Here is a 16,525-nt window from a genome sequence, read left to right as displayed (position 1 = left end):
TGCATTAATTCCTACTCATTGTGGATACTATCTTAATTATATCGCCATTTTTCAGTTTATGCTCAGCACCAATTCGTTGTTTTGTTCTTGCATCAATAGCATAGAGAAATCCTTTTCCCAAGTCATTGTGAATCAAATATGCCAAATTTTTGGCAGTTGAGTCATTGGAAATTATTCTTGCATCAGGAAAGACATTCCCCTTTTTGTCTGTAAATTTATATTCGTCCTCCACTGGATAAACTACAATATTTTGTAATATTTCAAAACACGCATAATTTATTACTTGCTGAATCCCTGTCGAACCGAACCTGTGTAATATACCAGATACAACCTCCAACGCCTCATTCTGTTTGTTAGAAAGTGTTTCAGATTGCTTGATTTTGAAACTCGAATCCCCTGGCAAATAATAAATAAGATTTTTATGAGAAGCTCTCCTTAACAACAATTCAGCCTCGCATACAGTAGGAAAAAACGGTCTCTTTAAATTCTTCAATTTTTCAATATTGATATCTGATGATGAGATATCGGCTTTGTTAGCTGCTAAAATAATTGGTTTGGAGCGTGTTCGTATTTGTTTGCTTAATATGAGCAAATCCTCTTTAGTCCATTCGCTTGGCTTTTTGATCAAATTTATATGGTCCAAGGAATTTCTGATTAATTGTTCGCTAATTGATAGACCAGAAAGTCTATTAGACAATACAGTTTCTATCCTTTGTTTTAGATTTTCACTTTCTCGTATTATTTTGTCCCAATCCCTCAGAATTAATGAACGTATCCAAAGATCAAATTCATCTTCTATGAACTCCAAATCAAAAAGCGGATTTCCTTCACCCGGATTAACTGGCCTGCCTTCTTCGTCGGTAGATCCTGAGATATCTATTACGTGGACTAGAACGTCAGCCTGACGAGCGTCATCTAAAAATTTATTGCCTAAACCTCTTCCCGAGTGTGCACCGGGAACTAGTCCTGCTACATCTATTAGTTTTATTGGGATATATCTTATTCCGTCAATACACTTAGAAGTAATGGGATTATCCAAAACACCCATCTCTTTACAAACACAATTTACTCTTACAAATGCAACACCGATATTCGGATTAATAGTAGTAAACGGAAAATTAGCAATTGGTATTGATGAATCTGTAGCTGCATTAAAGAATGTTGATTTACCAACATTTGCTTTACCCAATAAACCAATTATCAATTCTAAAAGATTAGTTAACAATGGAATATATATTTACGTAGTATTTTGGACCAAAATGATCAGAGAATGTATAAATGTCAAAATTTTTATCGTTCTAACGATAAAACAATTCTGGATCTTAATGGGCGGAATAGTTGCAGTGTGCGTACTGGATGAGAACGTCAATAACGAAAAGATAATTTATCAAGTATTTCGCGGGATGCAATTACTCCAACATCGTGGAAAGGCAGTTTGGAAAATTAGTTCGGGTAAATTTGAGGTCGGTGGCTATGGCTCGTTGCCTACATTTGATACCATACATGAGAAAATTGTAAAGCAGCTGAATCATCCAATGCAAACGACGGTTGGACATCTTTCAAAAAAAAAACCAAAGTCCAAAAGAATGGAGAGAATAAATTTTGCTCTTGATGGATTTTTTATAGATTTAGATAAATTAACAACACATCCTTTAATAAGAAACAGAAAATCCGAACCATTAAAACAAATTCATTACATTTTCAAAGAACTGCTACTGGCACAAAAAGATCCTTATAAAGCAGCTGAATTTTTGGACAGGCATTTAAGGGGTAATTATGTAATAAATATTAACAATGAAATCTATGTTTTTAGAAATAGTACAGGATTTAAACCCCTCTTTCTGGGACGGGATGAAAACGAATTATTTTTTATGGTTACTTCCGAGAACTACCTAGAGAGTTTTTTCCACTTAAAATTAAAAGAAATAAATCCAGGACAGCTAATTCGTTTAAGTCCCAAGTATGGTATGGATATCCTGACACAACTGGATAAGAATAGAATCTTAATGGATCCATTCGAATTTATTCGCGAATCACATGTGTCAAGTATTTTTGATAACAGGAGCATTTATTCTATAAGAAAAAATATTGGAAACATTCAGGCCCAGTATCTATCAAACAAAAACATAGACGCAGACATGATCTTTGCGGAACCAGATTATACTAGACCAATGGCTCTAGGCTTAAACATAGGATTCAAAAATAATGGAAAAAAATTTGAAATGGTTGAAGGTATAATAAAAGACAGATATGATGATTCAGATCCAATGATTGATTATTCGGAACAGGTAAGTAAGAATAAATTACTATCCAATGGTAAAACCCTTAAGTTCATTATTACTCCAGTTACCTATGATAATAACATTCTATCAGTTCAAGGTACAATCCAAACTGGAGGCACCATAATTGAAACAGTCTTCTATTTAAGAAAAGCAAGGGCTCATAAAATTGATATAGTAGTTAGCTACGTTCCCACCATTGATGGCCGCCAGGTTGGATTATATACTCAACAAAAGGATCTTATTGGAAGAAAATATGTTGGCAAGATATCATATATAGATGATCTGAATAAGAAGATAGCATCAGAATTAGGAGCTGATTCTGTATTTTATAACTCTCCGGAGATTTTGGCGAAAGGCATTGGGGTTCATGAAAGTCAGCTATGGTTTCCCGAATGGATACGATTTTTGGACTATAAATAGGCAGACAATAATATACCCCATATGGAGAACTTTAACATTAAATTAGTTATTATAGTGTTTCAATACTGTTGAGATTAAATAGAAGGAAAGTTATTCTAGAGAACAAATTTGTAATCGAAGGGAGGACAGTAATAAAGCTTGAGCTTAGAGAATACAAATTAAGTGACATCGATAATGACGAAGCATGTTCAATAATGATTTATTTGAAAACAGATCTGGAAGACATAGAATTAGATTACTTGGGAAAACCAACTTTGGATAGAGATAAGTTCGAAGAAAGTTTCAACTTCCTTTGTAATCATAGCGGACTATCATCGGCCTTAAATAGATTATTTATAGAGTTGGATAGTAGAATAAGATAAAATTGAAGGTCAATCGTTATATATCATACCAAGTCAATTAGCTCATTCAATTTGCTTATTCTTGTATAAGATGCTAAAGATTTATTCCAAGGCTGATCAAAAATTATTATCTGTTTAGGAGTAACAACTTCCTTCGCATTGATTGGAGAATCATCGACCAATAGAAAGAAAGGAAAATGGCTCTTTGACACGTCATCAAAAATGAAAACAATATCATTAAAAGGTATATTATTTAGGTCTAGCCAATGAGCCACAAATGGCATTGTAACACGCTCTCTCTTTGTAATAATGGAAATTCGAAAGCCCTTGTCTTGTAATTGAATTATTACATCTGAAAGGTCGTTACTGGTTGGAGGTATGTCCTGCCAGCGTTTTTGCCAGACCATTATGAATAAATCCGTTATCTGTTGTTTGCTTATTGATAATATATTATGTATATGCCAATCAGATATATCCCGCTTTTTTATTTTGGTATTAAAAATTGTATTATATTCCTCTAACCAGATTTGCATTACATCAGCTAAAACAGAATCGAGATCTAGTGCGATAGTTATTTCAGATACCATTGAGGACTAATATTGATCAGGTTGCATACATAAATATCTATTTTATCCTATAAAGATGACAACTTTATAGTCAATTTCAGGCAAAGATAATAAAAAACATTTAATGATCCCTATCATCAACTATATGATATTTTTCGATTTGAATTGTAGTATGATAAATTTCAAATTTCTTTTCTAAGAGTGAATTTATTTCTCGGAGTATCTCTTGTGATTTGGTTGAATCAAAAATAACTATGTTCAGACAATGCAATATTTCCGGAAGTTATACTCCATATGTGGAGATCAAACACTCCTGTCACGCCTCTTATCTGCAGAATTGAATCCTTTATTGTCCTTATACAACAAACTTGACGGAGAAACTGTCCATTAAAATTGATATTGATCTTTGCAACAAATACCAAACACGAGGTATAATGAACAGAGCGAGACCAAAGCTAATTATGGAATCTATCAGATAATAATTAGTATAATATATGAGAACAGCTCCAATGATGATTGCAATAGATCCAAGAAGATCACTAAATAATTCTAGCTTTGCACCTTGAATATGAAGAGCATCGGTCATTCCTAAATTGTTATATTCCTGTGTTGATTCAGAAAATGTATGTTCCGCATGTTTATGCGTTCCTTTTAAAAGCCTGAGCCCAACAAGATTTACAATTAATCCTATTATGGCAACGATCAGCATGATGGAGCTTTCTATGTCGCGAGGTTCAAAAATCCGTCTGTAGGCTTCAAATATGATAAAGATTGATATCAATAACAGAATAACACAATTGGCAAGAGAGGACAGAATTTCAGATCTATAGAATCCGTAGGTATGCAAAGGAGTTGGAGGCTTTTTACTAAATATGGAAGCTACAAGAACAAGTGAAATTCCGAAGACATCTGCAAACATGTACAGAGCATCTGCAATTAAAGCCAGACTTCCGGTGATATATCCAGCCACGATTTCTACCGCTAGATAGATAGTTAATATAACTACAACTATTTTTAACCTCCTAGTTTCTATTGATGTTTCGGTTCTCGTTATGATTTCATTTATCATAATATGATATTTGTTAAATAGTGTATGGAGAGTGAATACAGATTTCGATAATGCAGGACATGTAGATGATCGTAGGATTACTAGGATTAATTAGTCCTACAGTGTACTAAATCCATAATGCAGAAAAGATTTCCATCTTGCCAAATTTTTCAATGATATGGCATCAACATGCCAACTTTTTCATCACAAAACCAATTTATTAGAAAAACAAAAAATGCAATAGTATTTAAGTATAACTTTATATATTTATAAATATGTCATTCAATCTTAACGATAGTCCAACACATTTCACAGTTCTTAATGCAATTTATAAGAATTTTAATACATCCGATAAAATCATAAAATTTACAAAACTTACAAAGTCAGAAGTTGAGACAATTCTTAAGGAATTAGAAAGTCAACGACTTGTAGATAAATTTGAAAAGAAAATATTTTTCTTTGGGAAGAAAATGCAGTACAAATTAACAGACACAGGGTTAAAAGTATTAACTTCAAAACAACAGGAACTAGAGAATAAGTTGAGACAAGTTCAACAATGGTATTCACAAGGTGATAAAGCCCAACTCCAAACATTTATGGGAAATAACAGATCATGGATGCCATTTTTGATTTTTTCGGGCATTATGGATATGGTGTTTTTCATGTCGTTAATGTCGTTTATGGGTATGGCCCTTAATCCAATGGAGAGTTCAATGGCTGGAGACACAGGAGATACCGGTGGCACGGGGTCGGAGTCTGATTCGGGAGCCGGCACGGAAACAGGAGCAACAGAAAATGTAGACATGCAGGGCGGAGACACAGGGGGAGGAGGATTTGATTTTGATGGCGGAGGTTTTGACAGCTTTTAATAAAACTTAATTTTTTTGATATTTTACACTACATTTTCTGAATGTCGACTACATTAATTCAATATTTATTCGGTCAACGTAAATAAATCAATTCAATAAAAATATATTTAATTTTATAATATGAAATGATAATCGCAGTATGACATGGAAGGAGATATTAAAGATTTTTTTTATCGCGTTAATTGCCGGAAATATAATGGGCATAGTATTGATTCAAATATTTGAGACTCTTACCATTACTAGTTTAATAATTCTTGAAATATCACTGATAATAACCATAGTTTTACTATTCATCGCAAGTAAGTTATGGAATAAAAGACTGGCCAAAAAAACAAACCGCGAAAGAGAAAACAATCCAGAATAATATTAAAAAATATTCAGAGACATTAGACCCGGCATCTGAATTTTGTTTCATCTTACTTTTCGAGCTAGTTTTTCTCCCAATCTAGTATCATACTTTCATGGCCGAGATCAACTTGGATTTTATAAAATCTGCAAAAGCATCATTGATTTACATCCATTTAATTCACTGTTGAGGTATTTTAAAATAAAAGGTAGCACCGCCATTGGGATCATTGGTTGCCCAGATCTTGCCATTATGAGAATTAATAATACTCTTTGATATAAACAAACCAAGACCAGTACCTTCAAAAGACTTTGAAGTAAATTTAGTAAACAATCTTGGAAGTATATCAGGATCGATACCTTGTCCAGTATCCGAAATACTAATGATCACATTTTCAATATTTTTTACCACATCTCTCTCAATTTTTACTTCGATGTTAATCGATCCTTTTTCAGTAAACTTTACAGAATTGCCTAGAAGGTTAAAAATAACCTGTGTGATTCGATTTTTGTCTGCAAATACAAAGATGTCTTGGGGTTCATATATTATATCCAAATTTTCTAGTTGCTCTGGATTACTGCTTAATAACTGGGTTTTTATATCACTGATCGACGACAAAATAATGTCCCTGATATTAAAGCGTTCTTTGTTAAGCTTCAGGGACTGACTTTCGATCTTAGTAATATCCAAAATATCTGATGCTAATCTCTTTAATCGTTTGGCGTTTCTAATAATAGAACTCACTTGTTCTTTGTCAACTTTGACTTCTTCTTTTCCATCTTCGAATTGTTTTTCAAGAAATATCGCATCTCCAAGTATAGGCATTATGGGAGTTCTCAATTCATGAGCAGCAATATTTATGAATTCTTTTTGCATCTTATCATGAATGCTCAGTTTTTCATTAGCCGATTCGAGTAACTTATTATATTTTATCAATGAATTATTTGCATCTTTTAGTTCTATAGTTCTCGAATTTACTGCAGACTCTAGCCGTTTATTCCAGGAAAGGATCAAAAACGCAATGCCCAAGGCTACCGCTCCAATTATTAGGATCATTAAAGTACTAAAATTTTTCTGATTATTTATCAAAAATCCCACCTCAGCTGCTAATTGATGAGGAGAGCTCACAAACAAAGTCCACAAATACTTTCCACCTATATAGACGGGTTGATATGTAATAGTAGTCTTGTTTCCCCCATCCAATATTAGATCTTCAGCTCCAGCCGATCCTTGAAGAGATCTAGCCAATAGAGAATTATAAGGTCCTCTAATTTCCTCAGGTACTAGGGATTGAAATTCTTCTCCAAGATAGTATTTTCCAATGAGCGAAGGATTACTACCATAAATAATAATACCATTCTTATCCATCAACCCAACATTACCTGCTACTTGAGGAGCTAATTCGCTTTGTAAAAAACGACCTAATTCATGAATTTTGATGGATGCAACGATAACCCCTTTAAACACAGGTTCTCCGTCGGATTGTTCCATAACAGGAAATGAAATATAAAGTCGCGGAATTTTGTCTATAGATTCTATTGCACTACTATAATAACTAGCATGAGTCTCTTTAGGAATAACAAAATATTCTCGATTACTTAAATCAATATTACTATATGAATCAATTATACTAGAGTTAACGTTGCTTATTGAGACAATTCTACCATCTTCATTTATCCAATAGTATCCCTCAGTCAACGACTTTGTCGAGTTCTGAACTTCATCCATAATTAGTTTAGTTCCATCTATATTGCTGTAATTTACAATTTTAGACAAGATCTCGAGGTTAGTAGATACTGGATCTATGATATGCAATAGAGTTTTAGAAAGACCGTCTGTTTCAATTATGGCATTTGACCTTATATCACTAGAAGCAATCTCACCAATTTGATCTGCGGTTAGGCCAGAATAATGATATGATAATATAGACAAAGAAATACCTACGCCAATTACAAGAATCAGCAAGAAAATATTATTTCTAGATGATACTATGCTTATCATTTACAAGCTGTTTAACATTTTTGATATGAAAGTTCCATCTAAATTGCTAACATAGATTTAATCTTAAAAATTAAATCATTCATATCGATCGGTTTAATAATGAAATCTTTAACATCAATTGATGGAAGAACTTTTGTAAATTCATCTCTGTTTATTTCAAACGCAGTAATGAAGGCAATTTTGGTGTCAGGGCGCATTTCCTTGATATTTCTATATAACTCAAAACCATTCATCCTAGGCATTCTAATATCAGTGATGATTACGTCGTAGTAGCCTAATTCGTGATTTTTAAAAGAGCTCAACGCATCATGGCCACTCGAAAATACTTCCACCTGAAATTCATTTGTTATTTCCAAATCTCTCTTAATAACTCTAAGAATATCTTTTTCATCATCCACTACCATTATTCTAGCCATCTTATTCTTGTTAGGATTGTTAATTTCAACTTCGGACGTCATGGATATTATTTTTACACTAATAATTGATTAAAGGAAATATATTAATTAGCATTTCTAAAGAATTCGTAATTTCTTTATATAATATAATAAGCTTAAGACATTCAATAGTTTAATTTTAACAGTACAAAGTTCATTCATGAAAAAACAAGGTTAATTATGGTAATGTGTAATTAACAAGACGATATATTTTACCCAAAGAATTTTTGTTTCAAAACTAAGGCATTCTCAAGATTGGATATGGGAAAAGGAGACTTTGGAAGAATTACTAAATAGGCCTAAAGACCATAACATAAAGTATCAACTGAATATAGATATTAATCGTAATGTTCGATCAATGAAGAAGAGATTGTATATATTTTTAATACCCATAAACCGAATTTTCGAGTTTTTAGGGTAAATACGTGAATAAAGATTAATTTAACAATACGTCAAAATAATTTAAAACGCATGTCATTCATAATAAGAGAAATTGAAGAGAATGATTTTGATAATGGGTTTTTTGAAACACTCTCAAACTTATCCGCGGTAGGCGGCATAAAAACTAATGAAGTGTTAAAAAAAGAAATCATAAAAGAAATCATAACAAATAAGGATTATGTAATAATTATATCAGAGGATACAAAGAGTCGAGAGGTCATCGGTACAGCCACATTATTCATAGAACAGAAATTCATTCATAATGGAGGCAAGGTTGGCCATATAGAAGATGTAGCAACTAGAAAAGGGTACGAGGGTAGAGGTATTGGAAAAGAAATTATGAATAAGCTGATCACCATATCGCGAGAACGTGGATGTTATAAAATAATTCTTGATTGTGATGAAAAAGTATCTAAATTTTATGAGAAAATAGGGTTCAAGAAGAAAGCAATAATGTTGAGATTTGATCTTTAGCGCCAGTTTTGGCACAAACAATTTATACTGTCAGAAATAGTATTTGACATGGATGAAAATACAGAATTAACTCTAATAAAGAATCGACCGCTGGAAAGAATTTTTCGAAATAATATAGCCAGAGTGATTGATTTTCTTATAATAAATCAGCAGTTTAATTTTACTACAGCAGAAATAAGCAAATCTAGTGAAATACCTTTAAGAACAGTCCAAAGAATCATCCCCCAATTAGTTCAAAATAAGATTGTAATAGAAAATAAGTATAAAGGCAAAATGAAAAATTATGAATTGAACAGAAATTCCAAATTAGTTGAAATATTGAGGTTATATTCAATTGAGACTGTAAATGTATTTATCGAAGAAGCTTTAGATGAAAAAAGAACCCGAGCTTTGATTTCAAATAGCAAGTTAGCTCGAATTCACCCTTCGACTACCGTAAACTGAAAGAAAGTCCAATCATAACATCATTTAGAAGAAAAAATCATAAAACTAAACATAATCAAAATTACTTGACAGATCATAAAGCTATTCTTTACGCATGAAATAGAAATGTAGTTCATATTTTTGTGCTTTTGGTTCACGCTACATTACTGTAGTAGTGATGATGATGATGATGCAGTGCAATCAAGAAGAAGATAAAACATGTATTTGCATACATACTCAGATACTCAGATACCTTCCTACTTACTAGTTAGCTATCTATATACACTTACACATATATCCACATACTTACTTGTCGGTTGTAATTTTTTAATTACAGATCAGGTGCGTTGGGCTATTGGTGATGGCAGGCTGAATATCTCGCCCGAAGGCTTGATAATTACACCTCCATTCCATCAACGCCATCTTCTATGGCCGCCCTCCTCCTTACGGAAGGTTGTCTTTTCTCGGGAAAGGCTTCCTCCTTAGATGCTTTCAGGAGTTATCCTAAACAGCTTAGCTGCTCAGCTTGCCCTGTCGGACAACTGATAAACCAGAGGCTGCGCTGCCCTGTTCCTCTCGTACTAGGGGCAACTTCCCCTCAGACAACCACGCCCCTGTCAGGCAGAGACCGACCTGTCTCACGACGGTCTAAACCCAGCTCACGTTCCCCTTTAATGGGCGAGCAGCCCCACCCTTGGCTCCTGCTGCAGAACCAGGATGGGAAGAGCCGACATCGAGGTACCAAACCGCGGGGTCGATGGGAGCTCTCGCCCGCGACGAGCCTGTTATCCCTAGGGTAACTTTTCTGTCACCACCAGCCCCCAATAGTGAGGACATGATGGATCGCTAAGCCCGGCTTTCGCCTCTGAATCCCGTATCATTGGGAATCCAGTCAGACTGGCTTTTGGCTTTGCCCTCACCGGCGGAGTTCTGTCCCGCCTGAGCCAATCTTTGGGCCCCCTCGATACATTTTCAAGGGGGTGCCGCCCCAGCCGAACTGCCCACCTGCCGATGTCCCTGTTAAACAGGTTAGCGATACGGTAACAAATGGCTGGTGTTACACTTTTGCCTAAATCAGTCCCGGAGAACTGACCATAACGGCTCCCAGCTACTCTCTGCATTTGACACCATATCGCAACAACAGGCTGCAGTAAAGCTCCACAGGGTCTTCTCTCCCCGACAGAGGTTCGGGGACTGTTCGTCCCCGTTATGTGGCTTCACCGGGTTGTAGGCAGGGACAGCGGGGCCCTCGTTGTTCCATTCATGCACGTCGGAACTTACCCGACAAGGCATTTGGCTACCTTAAGAGAGTCAGAGTTACTCCCGGCGTTTAGCGGCCCTTAGCCCAGTTGAACCCAGGTTTTAGGTACCGCCACTGGCCAGGATACAGAGGCCATACACATCCTTTCGGACTAGCGACCACCTGTGTTTTTATTAAACAGTCGGGACCCCCTAGTCACTGCGACCTGCAGTCCCTACTCCTCGTAAAAACTGCAGGCACTCCTTATACCATAGGTACGGAGCTATTTTGCCGAGTTCCCTTGCCATACGGTATACCCGATAGACCTTAGACTTCTCATCCAGGGCACCAGTGTCGGATCTCGGTACGGTCTTGAAAGTATCTTCCTATTTCTGCTTTCATTGTCTCCTGGAATCAAGTAAACCCTCCTTGCAGAAGGCCATTGGTATCTCGCTTTAATTCTCGCCATTACGGCACTCCTCAAAGCTAGAATACTTAGACAGAACGACGGTTCTGCTTACCCTATCCGGAAGCGACAGAAGAGGTAATAACGAACTTTCAAGGCACTGGAATATTAACCAGTTTCCCATTCAAACAATTCTGTTGAGGTTGTTTTTAGGACCGGCTAACTCCCGGCTGATGACGCATTGCCGGGAAACCCTTGCCCATGCGGTCGCCGAGATTCTCACTCGGCTATGCTGTTACTACCACCAGGATCTGCACTAGTAGTTCGGTCCACTGGACTTTACAGCCCAGCTTCTACCCAAACACTACGCCCACCTACCACGCACCGACATCGTCGGTGGTCTAAAGTATCGGTAGTCTACTTGAGCCCCGTACATTTTCGGGGCTTTCGAGCTCGGCAGGTGAGCTGTTACGCACTCTTTGAAGGATGGCTGCTTCTGAGCCTACCTTCCTGCTGTCTTTGCTCGAAAACACCCTTTGGTTTGACACTTAGTAGACATTTGGGGACCTTAACTTTAGTCTGGGTTGTCCCCCTCTCGGTTATGAGGCTTACCCCACATAAACCCGCCTCCTAGCTTCTACGACGCTTGCACATTCGGAGTTCGAATGGATGGCGAGCTCTTTCGAGCCCTTACCGCCCGATCGGTGCTCTACAGTACAAGCAATCTCAGCTAAGGCAGGACTGCGATCCACTTCGGTGGGAACTAGCGATCACCGGACTAGATTGGTTTTTGACCCCTAATCCCAGATCAGGGGACCGATTTGCACGTCAGGACCCTTGCAGACCTCCAGCGAGCTTTCGCTCACCTTCGTCTTATCCAGGACTAGATCGTCCGGTTTCTAGCCTTACTGCCATGACTCAAGACCCTTTCAGATCCATTGCCTCTTTTTTCAAATGAAAAAATGCGCAAATTCGGTTTCCCTTCGCCTTCCCTCTGTTAAAGGTTAAGCTTGCCATGACAGCAATCTCCCTGGCCCGTGTTTCTAGACGGAACGTATGACTCTAGAAATCCTTTCGAGCCATACACGTCTGTAACCGATTGGTTTCAGGCGCTTTTAACCCCCCTTCCGGGGTACTTTTCAACTTTCCCTCACGGTACTAGTATTCTATCGGTCTTGATGAATATTTAGCCTTGGATGCTACTTTCACCCATCTTCACTGGCCACTGCCAAGGCCAGTTACTCTGAATATGACAGAATCCTGCTCTCATTCGCCTACGGGGGTATCACCCTCTATTCCGGTACTTTCCAGTACACTTTAGCTTCGATTACAGGATCCTATACGCCATATCCGTAACACCACATCTCTATCATGTTACCATAACAGATTCAGTTTGGGCTGTTCCGCTTTCGCTCGCCGCTACTAACGGAATCTCAATTGATTTCTCTTCCTCGTCCTACTCAGATGCTTCACTTCGGACGGTTTGCTCTCCCTAGCTAAAGCATGGGAGTGTATAGAGAGACCTCATTCGGAAATCCCGGGGTCGTCGGTCGCATGCACCTAACCCAGGCTTATCGCAGCTTGCCACGTCCTTCATCGCTTATCAAGCCGAGTCATCCACCAATCGGCGTCTTTGCACCAGTCCAGTAGTTATAAATAAATAAATAAATTTACTTACTTACTTTCTATTTTTTATTTTTTGTTGGAGTTTCTTTCTTTCTTTGTCCTTTGGATCTAGTTATTAGATTAGTTATCTAGTCTAGTCTTTTAGTTAGTTAGTTAGTTAGTTCCACTTGTGGTAGAAAAGTCTAATTTGATTTGATTTGATTTGATTTGATTTGATTTGGTCGGTATTTGGTATTTCGTATGTATGTTTATATATTAATCTCTGTTTGCACTACAACCAGTTACACATAATATTTTACTACAATTCACTATTCCATTATTACGCGAATAATAAATTATTCATTATCACAATAATTTTGGATTAGTATTAGTTATTCTATGTATTTCATTTTCTATCCATATATGATTGGAGTTTTCCTTTACATGATGATCATTGTAAACAACGTTTACTACATCAACTTCATTCTTTATCTTCTACTCCTCATTTTTTTATGAGACAAAGAATTGCATCCGATACTACATATGCTGATTTTGTTTGGAATGATCAGATAGATGATTTTAGATTGTTTTTATGGTATGTATTATAATATTTACACAGACTACGCCAATAGAACTGTCCAGCAACTATGAATATTTTTTATACTAAATACAACATACTAGTCAGTTTTTCGAACCGTATGAATGAAAAATGAAGGAATTGATTGATCAGATTGATTTGATTGCACTCCCTCTCTTTTTTATCTTACATCATTCATGTATTAAGATGAAGATGATGATTATGATAATATGATAGATTTAGGGATTTTATTTTATTAGTATAATTTTATTGTAAAGTCTCGCAGATTAGAAAGAGCACTAGGCCCCTTCTAACCCACTACCACTACTACAATATAATAACTAAGGAGGTGATCCGGCCGCAGGTTCCCCTACGGCCACCTTGTTACGACTTCTCCCTCGTTGCTGACCCCAGGTTCGATAGTACCAATTAGGCACCACCTCGCCAAGAACCAACTTCGATGAAGCGACGGGCGGTGTGTGCAAGGAGCAGGGACGTATTCACCGCGCGATAGTGACACGCGGTTACTAGGGATTCCATATTCATGAGGGCGAGTTTCAGCCCTCAATCATAACTGTGGTAAGGTTTAGAGATTGCCTCCTCCTTTCGGAATCGAAACTCATTGTCCTTACCATTGCAGCCCGCGTGTGGCCCGAGGGTTTCGGGGCATACTGACCTGCCGTAGCCCCCACCTTCCTCCGTCTCAGCGACGGCGGTCCCTCTAATTAGCTCCACTACTCCTGAGAATAATGGTAGCAACTAGAGGCAGGGATCTCGCTCGTTACCTGACTTAACAGGACACCTCACGGCACGAGCTGGCGACGGCCATGCACCTCCTCTCAGCTTGTCTGGTAAAGTCTTCAGCTTGACCTTCACTCTGCTGTCGCCCCCGGTAAGATTTCCGGCGTTGACTCCAATTGAACCGCAGGCTTCACCCCTTGTGGTGCTCCCCCGCCAATTCCTTTAAGTTTCAGTCTTGCGACCGTACTCCCCAGGCGGCAAACTTAACGGCTTCCCTGCGGCACTGAGTTAGCAATAAGCCAACTCATCACCGAGTCTGCATCGTTTACAGCTGGGACTACCCGGGTATCTAATCCGGTTTGCTCCCCCAGCTTTCATCCCTCACCGTCGAGCGCGTTCTGGCAAGCCGCCTTCGCCACTGGTGGTCTTCAATGGATCAACGGATTTTACCCCTACCCATCGAGTACCGCTTGCCTCTCCCGCCTCCTAGCTCTATAGTATCTTCCGCAGCCCATCTGTTAAGCAGGTGGATTTAACGGAAGACTTGTAGAACCGGCTACGGATGCTTTAGGCCCAATAAACGTCCCGACCACTCGGGGTGCTGGTATTACCGCGGCGGCTGACACCAGACTTGCCCACCCCTTATTCTGCACCATTTTTAGAGGTGCCAAAAGATCTCCTTAACGGAAATCACTCAGAGTAACCCTGTCAAGCTTTCGCCTATTGCAGAGGTTTCGCGCCTGCTGCGCCCCATAGGGCCTGGGCCCTTGTCTCAGTGCCCATCTCCGGGCTCCTCCTCTCAGAGCCCGTACCGGTTACAGGTTTGGTGGGCCATTACCTCACCAACAGCCTGATCGGCCGCAGTCCAATCCAGGGGCCATATAGATTTAAGTCATTACCCATTCCAGAAGTGATGACCTATCGCGGTTTATCCTCAGTTTCCCGAGGTTATCCACGTCCCCTGGGCATGTTGACTACGTGTTACTGAGCCGTATGCCACATATTGCTATGTTGACTCGCATGGCTTAGTCCCACTCTGATAGCAGTCGGGTCCGGCAGGATCAACCGGAGTCAAATAAAGTAAATAATGGCTGTAGAATTATTATTTACTTTATTATAAATCGTCGGTTGAACTTTTATCGTCCATTTCATTTCTTTTTTTCCTAACTTTTCCTTTCCTTTCCTTTCCTTTCCTTTCCTTTCCTTTCCTTTCTCCTCCTCTATTCTTGTTCTTCTATCTTATTAGGATAGGAGAAATAGCAAAGAAAAGTTAAGTTAAAAAATTGAAAGGACGTTTATTGAGTTTCTTTCTTTATTGTATATCAATTTGATTTGATTACAATAAAGAGAAAGAGTACGATCGAAAAACTAGATTTGTATGTTGTTTTTTAGTACAAATAAATAAATCACACATTAGCTAGATTTGTTCTATAGGATCATCTTTAATGCAATTATAATAGCATTATAGTGATCTATACTTCGATATCATCTATCTGATCATTCCCATGTCAGATTCAATCTATCAGGTCAGCACTGATTTTTTTGATCGAATCTCCCCTCATCATTTTCATGTTAACTAGTTTAATGACATCGATTAGTTGTTTCATCGAAAAGTAGTTACTTTGTTATAGTTACTAATTTTTCCATTCACATTCTAACTCCTGTGCGACTTGCGGAATGCAAGTCAAAATAGATTTTTGTTCAGTATAATATTAACCTTAGGGTATGAATAATTTTAATCAGAAAGATATATTGGACAAGAAATATTTCAAGTTATGCCCTGACTTTTACTACGATCTATCCAAATTCTTAAACCGAACCTAAAAATATCAATAAATAATAGGATTGGTATGATAAAATAATATTTCATTTAACAAGATGTTTGTAGTTTAATCATTATTTGGGGTTGCATGCTGAACGCTATGCAGTTCTAATAACAGTTATGAATTGCTTATTTGACATCAACATTGATTCGTTGGTTGATGTCGTATTCACCAATTCTTTGAACGGTTATTTTTATTTCCCATTTCCCTTCCTGACTAAGATAATTTCCAATAGAGGAATAATTTCCCAATCCTACTTTTTTCATAGTATCAACAAGTGATCCTAAGTTCTTATCAAAATTATTAAGTTCTAAAAACACATTCCTAATATTTTCAATCGCGGTATTATTTACATAATAAATATCAAGATTAAAGGTATTTGAGCCTGTTTTAAAAGGAGCAATATTAAAATTAAGAACTAGATTGTCAGTGGTCGGAAGATTTTTAGAATAATTGGGGGACATATTTGATATATTTTGTTCTGATGG

12 protein-coding genes and 2 rRNA genes are annotated in these 16,525 nt (G+C 37.5%); 6 read left to right on the top strand and 8 right to left on the bottom strand.

Features of this window, described 5'->3' with window-relative positions; translation table 11 throughout:
• Nucleotides 1-4: 4 nt before the first annotated feature.
• Entirely contained in the window at nt 5-1,189 is a 1,185-nt protein-coding gene (locus NMY3_RS04140; RefSeq protein WP_231100236.1) for a redox-regulated ATPase YchF, read from the bottom strand.
• Between the two features lie 70 nt (nt 1,190-1,259).
• On the opposite strand from NMY3_RS04140, the gene NMY3_RS04135 reads away from it, so the two are divergent.
• The gene (locus tag NMY3_RS04135; RefSeq protein WP_231100235.1) at nt 1,260-2,702 is read left to right on the top strand and encodes a hypothetical protein; all 1,443 of its coding nucleotides are present in this window, start codon (nt 1,260-1,262) and stop codon (nt 2,700-2,702) included.
• 68 nt (nt 2,703-2,770) lie between these two features.
• Nucleotides 2,771-3,064: a hypothetical protein gene (locus NMY3_RS04130; protein WP_196817667.1), complete on the top strand. Its 294-nt coding sequence runs from the start codon at nt 2,771-2,773 to the stop codon at nt 3,062-3,064.
• 23 nt (nt 3,065-3,087) lie between these two features.
• Here NMY3_RS04130 and NMY3_RS04125 read toward each other — a convergent pair whose 3' ends face one another.
• Together NMY3_RS04125 and NMY3_RS04120 are read right to left on the bottom strand one after the other, a co-directional pair.
• On the bottom strand, nt 3,088-3,630 hold the full coding sequence (locus NMY3_RS04125; RefSeq protein WP_196817666.1) for a 5' nucleotidase, NT5C type: 543 nt from the start codon (nt 3,628-3,630) through the stop codon (nt 3,088-3,090).
• 334 nt (nt 3,631-3,964) lie between these two features.
• Complete coding sequence (locus tag NMY3_RS04120; protein WP_196817665.1) at nt 3,965-4,678, bottom strand: cation diffusion facilitator family transporter; 714 nt, start codon at nt 4,676-4,678, stop codon at nt 3,965-3,967.
• Between the two features lie 254 nt (nt 4,679-4,932).
• Here NMY3_RS04120 and NMY3_RS04115 point away from each other — a divergent pair, with 254 nt between their 5' ends.
• Together NMY3_RS04115 and NMY3_RS04110 are read left to right on the top strand one after the other, a co-directional pair.
• On the top strand, nt 4,933-5,526 hold the full coding sequence (locus NMY3_RS04115) for a helix-turn-helix domain-containing protein (protein ID WP_196817664.1): 594 nt from the start codon (nt 4,933-4,935) through the stop codon (nt 5,524-5,526).
• A 139-nt stretch (nt 5,527-5,665) separates the two neighbouring features.
• Nucleotides 5,666-5,890, top strand: a complete 225-nt coding sequence (locus tag NMY3_RS04110; RefSeq protein WP_196817663.1) for a hypothetical protein — start codon at nt 5,666-5,668, stop codon at nt 5,888-5,890.
• Between the two features lie 162 nt (nt 5,891-6,052).
• Here NMY3_RS04110 and NMY3_RS04105 read toward each other — a convergent pair whose 3' ends face one another.
• Both NMY3_RS04105 and NMY3_RS04100 read right to left on the bottom strand, forming a co-directional pair.
• A complete protein-coding gene (locus tag NMY3_RS04105) occupies nt 6,053-7,804 on the bottom strand; it encodes a sensor histidine kinase (RefSeq protein WP_196817662.1) in 1,752 nt (583 codons plus the stop codon).
• A gap of 107 nt (nt 7,805-7,911) precedes the next feature.
• Nucleotides 7,912-8,331 (bottom strand): response regulator, encoded by a 420-nt coding sequence (locus tag NMY3_RS04100; protein WP_196817661.1) that lies wholly within the window; start codon nt 8,329-8,331, stop codon nt 7,912-7,914.
• A 447-nt stretch (nt 8,332-8,778) separates the two neighbouring features.
• Here NMY3_RS04100 and NMY3_RS04095 point away from each other — a divergent pair, with 447 nt between their 5' ends.
• Nucleotides 8,779-9,222, top strand: a complete 444-nt coding sequence (locus NMY3_RS04095; RefSeq protein ID WP_196817660.1) for a GNAT family N-acetyltransferase — start codon at nt 8,779-8,781, stop codon at nt 9,220-9,222.
• Between the two features lie 48 nt (nt 9,223-9,270).
• Nucleotides 9,271-9,666 carry a hypothetical protein gene (locus NMY3_RS04090; RefSeq protein WP_196817659.1) on the top strand — a complete coding sequence of 132 codons (396 nt, stop codon included), beginning with the start codon at nt 9,271-9,273 and terminating at the stop codon, nt 9,664-9,666.
• A gap of 315 nt (nt 9,667-9,981) precedes the next feature.
• Here NMY3_RS04090 and NMY3_RS04085 read toward each other — a convergent pair.
• The 3 genes from NMY3_RS04085 to NMY3_RS16635 form a co-directional block, all read right to left on the bottom strand.
• A 23S ribosomal RNA gene (locus NMY3_RS04085) occupies nt 9,982-12,936 on the bottom strand.
• Between the two features lie 881 nt (nt 12,937-13,817).
• Nucleotides 13,818-15,286: ribosomal RNA gene (locus tag NMY3_RS04080) — 16S ribosomal RNA — on the bottom strand.
• The 16S and 23S rRNA genes sit together here, the layout of an rRNA operon.
• 879 nt (nt 15,287-16,165) lie before the next feature.
• Nucleotides 16,166-16,501: a hypothetical protein gene (locus NMY3_RS16635; protein ID WP_231100234.1), complete on the bottom strand. Its 336-nt coding sequence runs from the start codon at nt 16,499-16,501 to the stop codon at nt 16,166-16,168.
• Between the last annotated feature and the right edge of the window lie 24 nt (nt 16,502-16,525).

The organism is Candidatus Nitrosocosmicus oleophilus (assembly GCF_000802205.1).
Lineage (GTDB): Archaea > Thermoproteota > Nitrososphaeria > Nitrososphaerales > Nitrososphaeraceae > Nitrosocosmicus > Nitrosocosmicus oleophilus.
The sequence above is the reverse complement of the archived record's forward strand: the minus strand, read 5'-3'. Positions and strand labels throughout refer to the sequence as shown.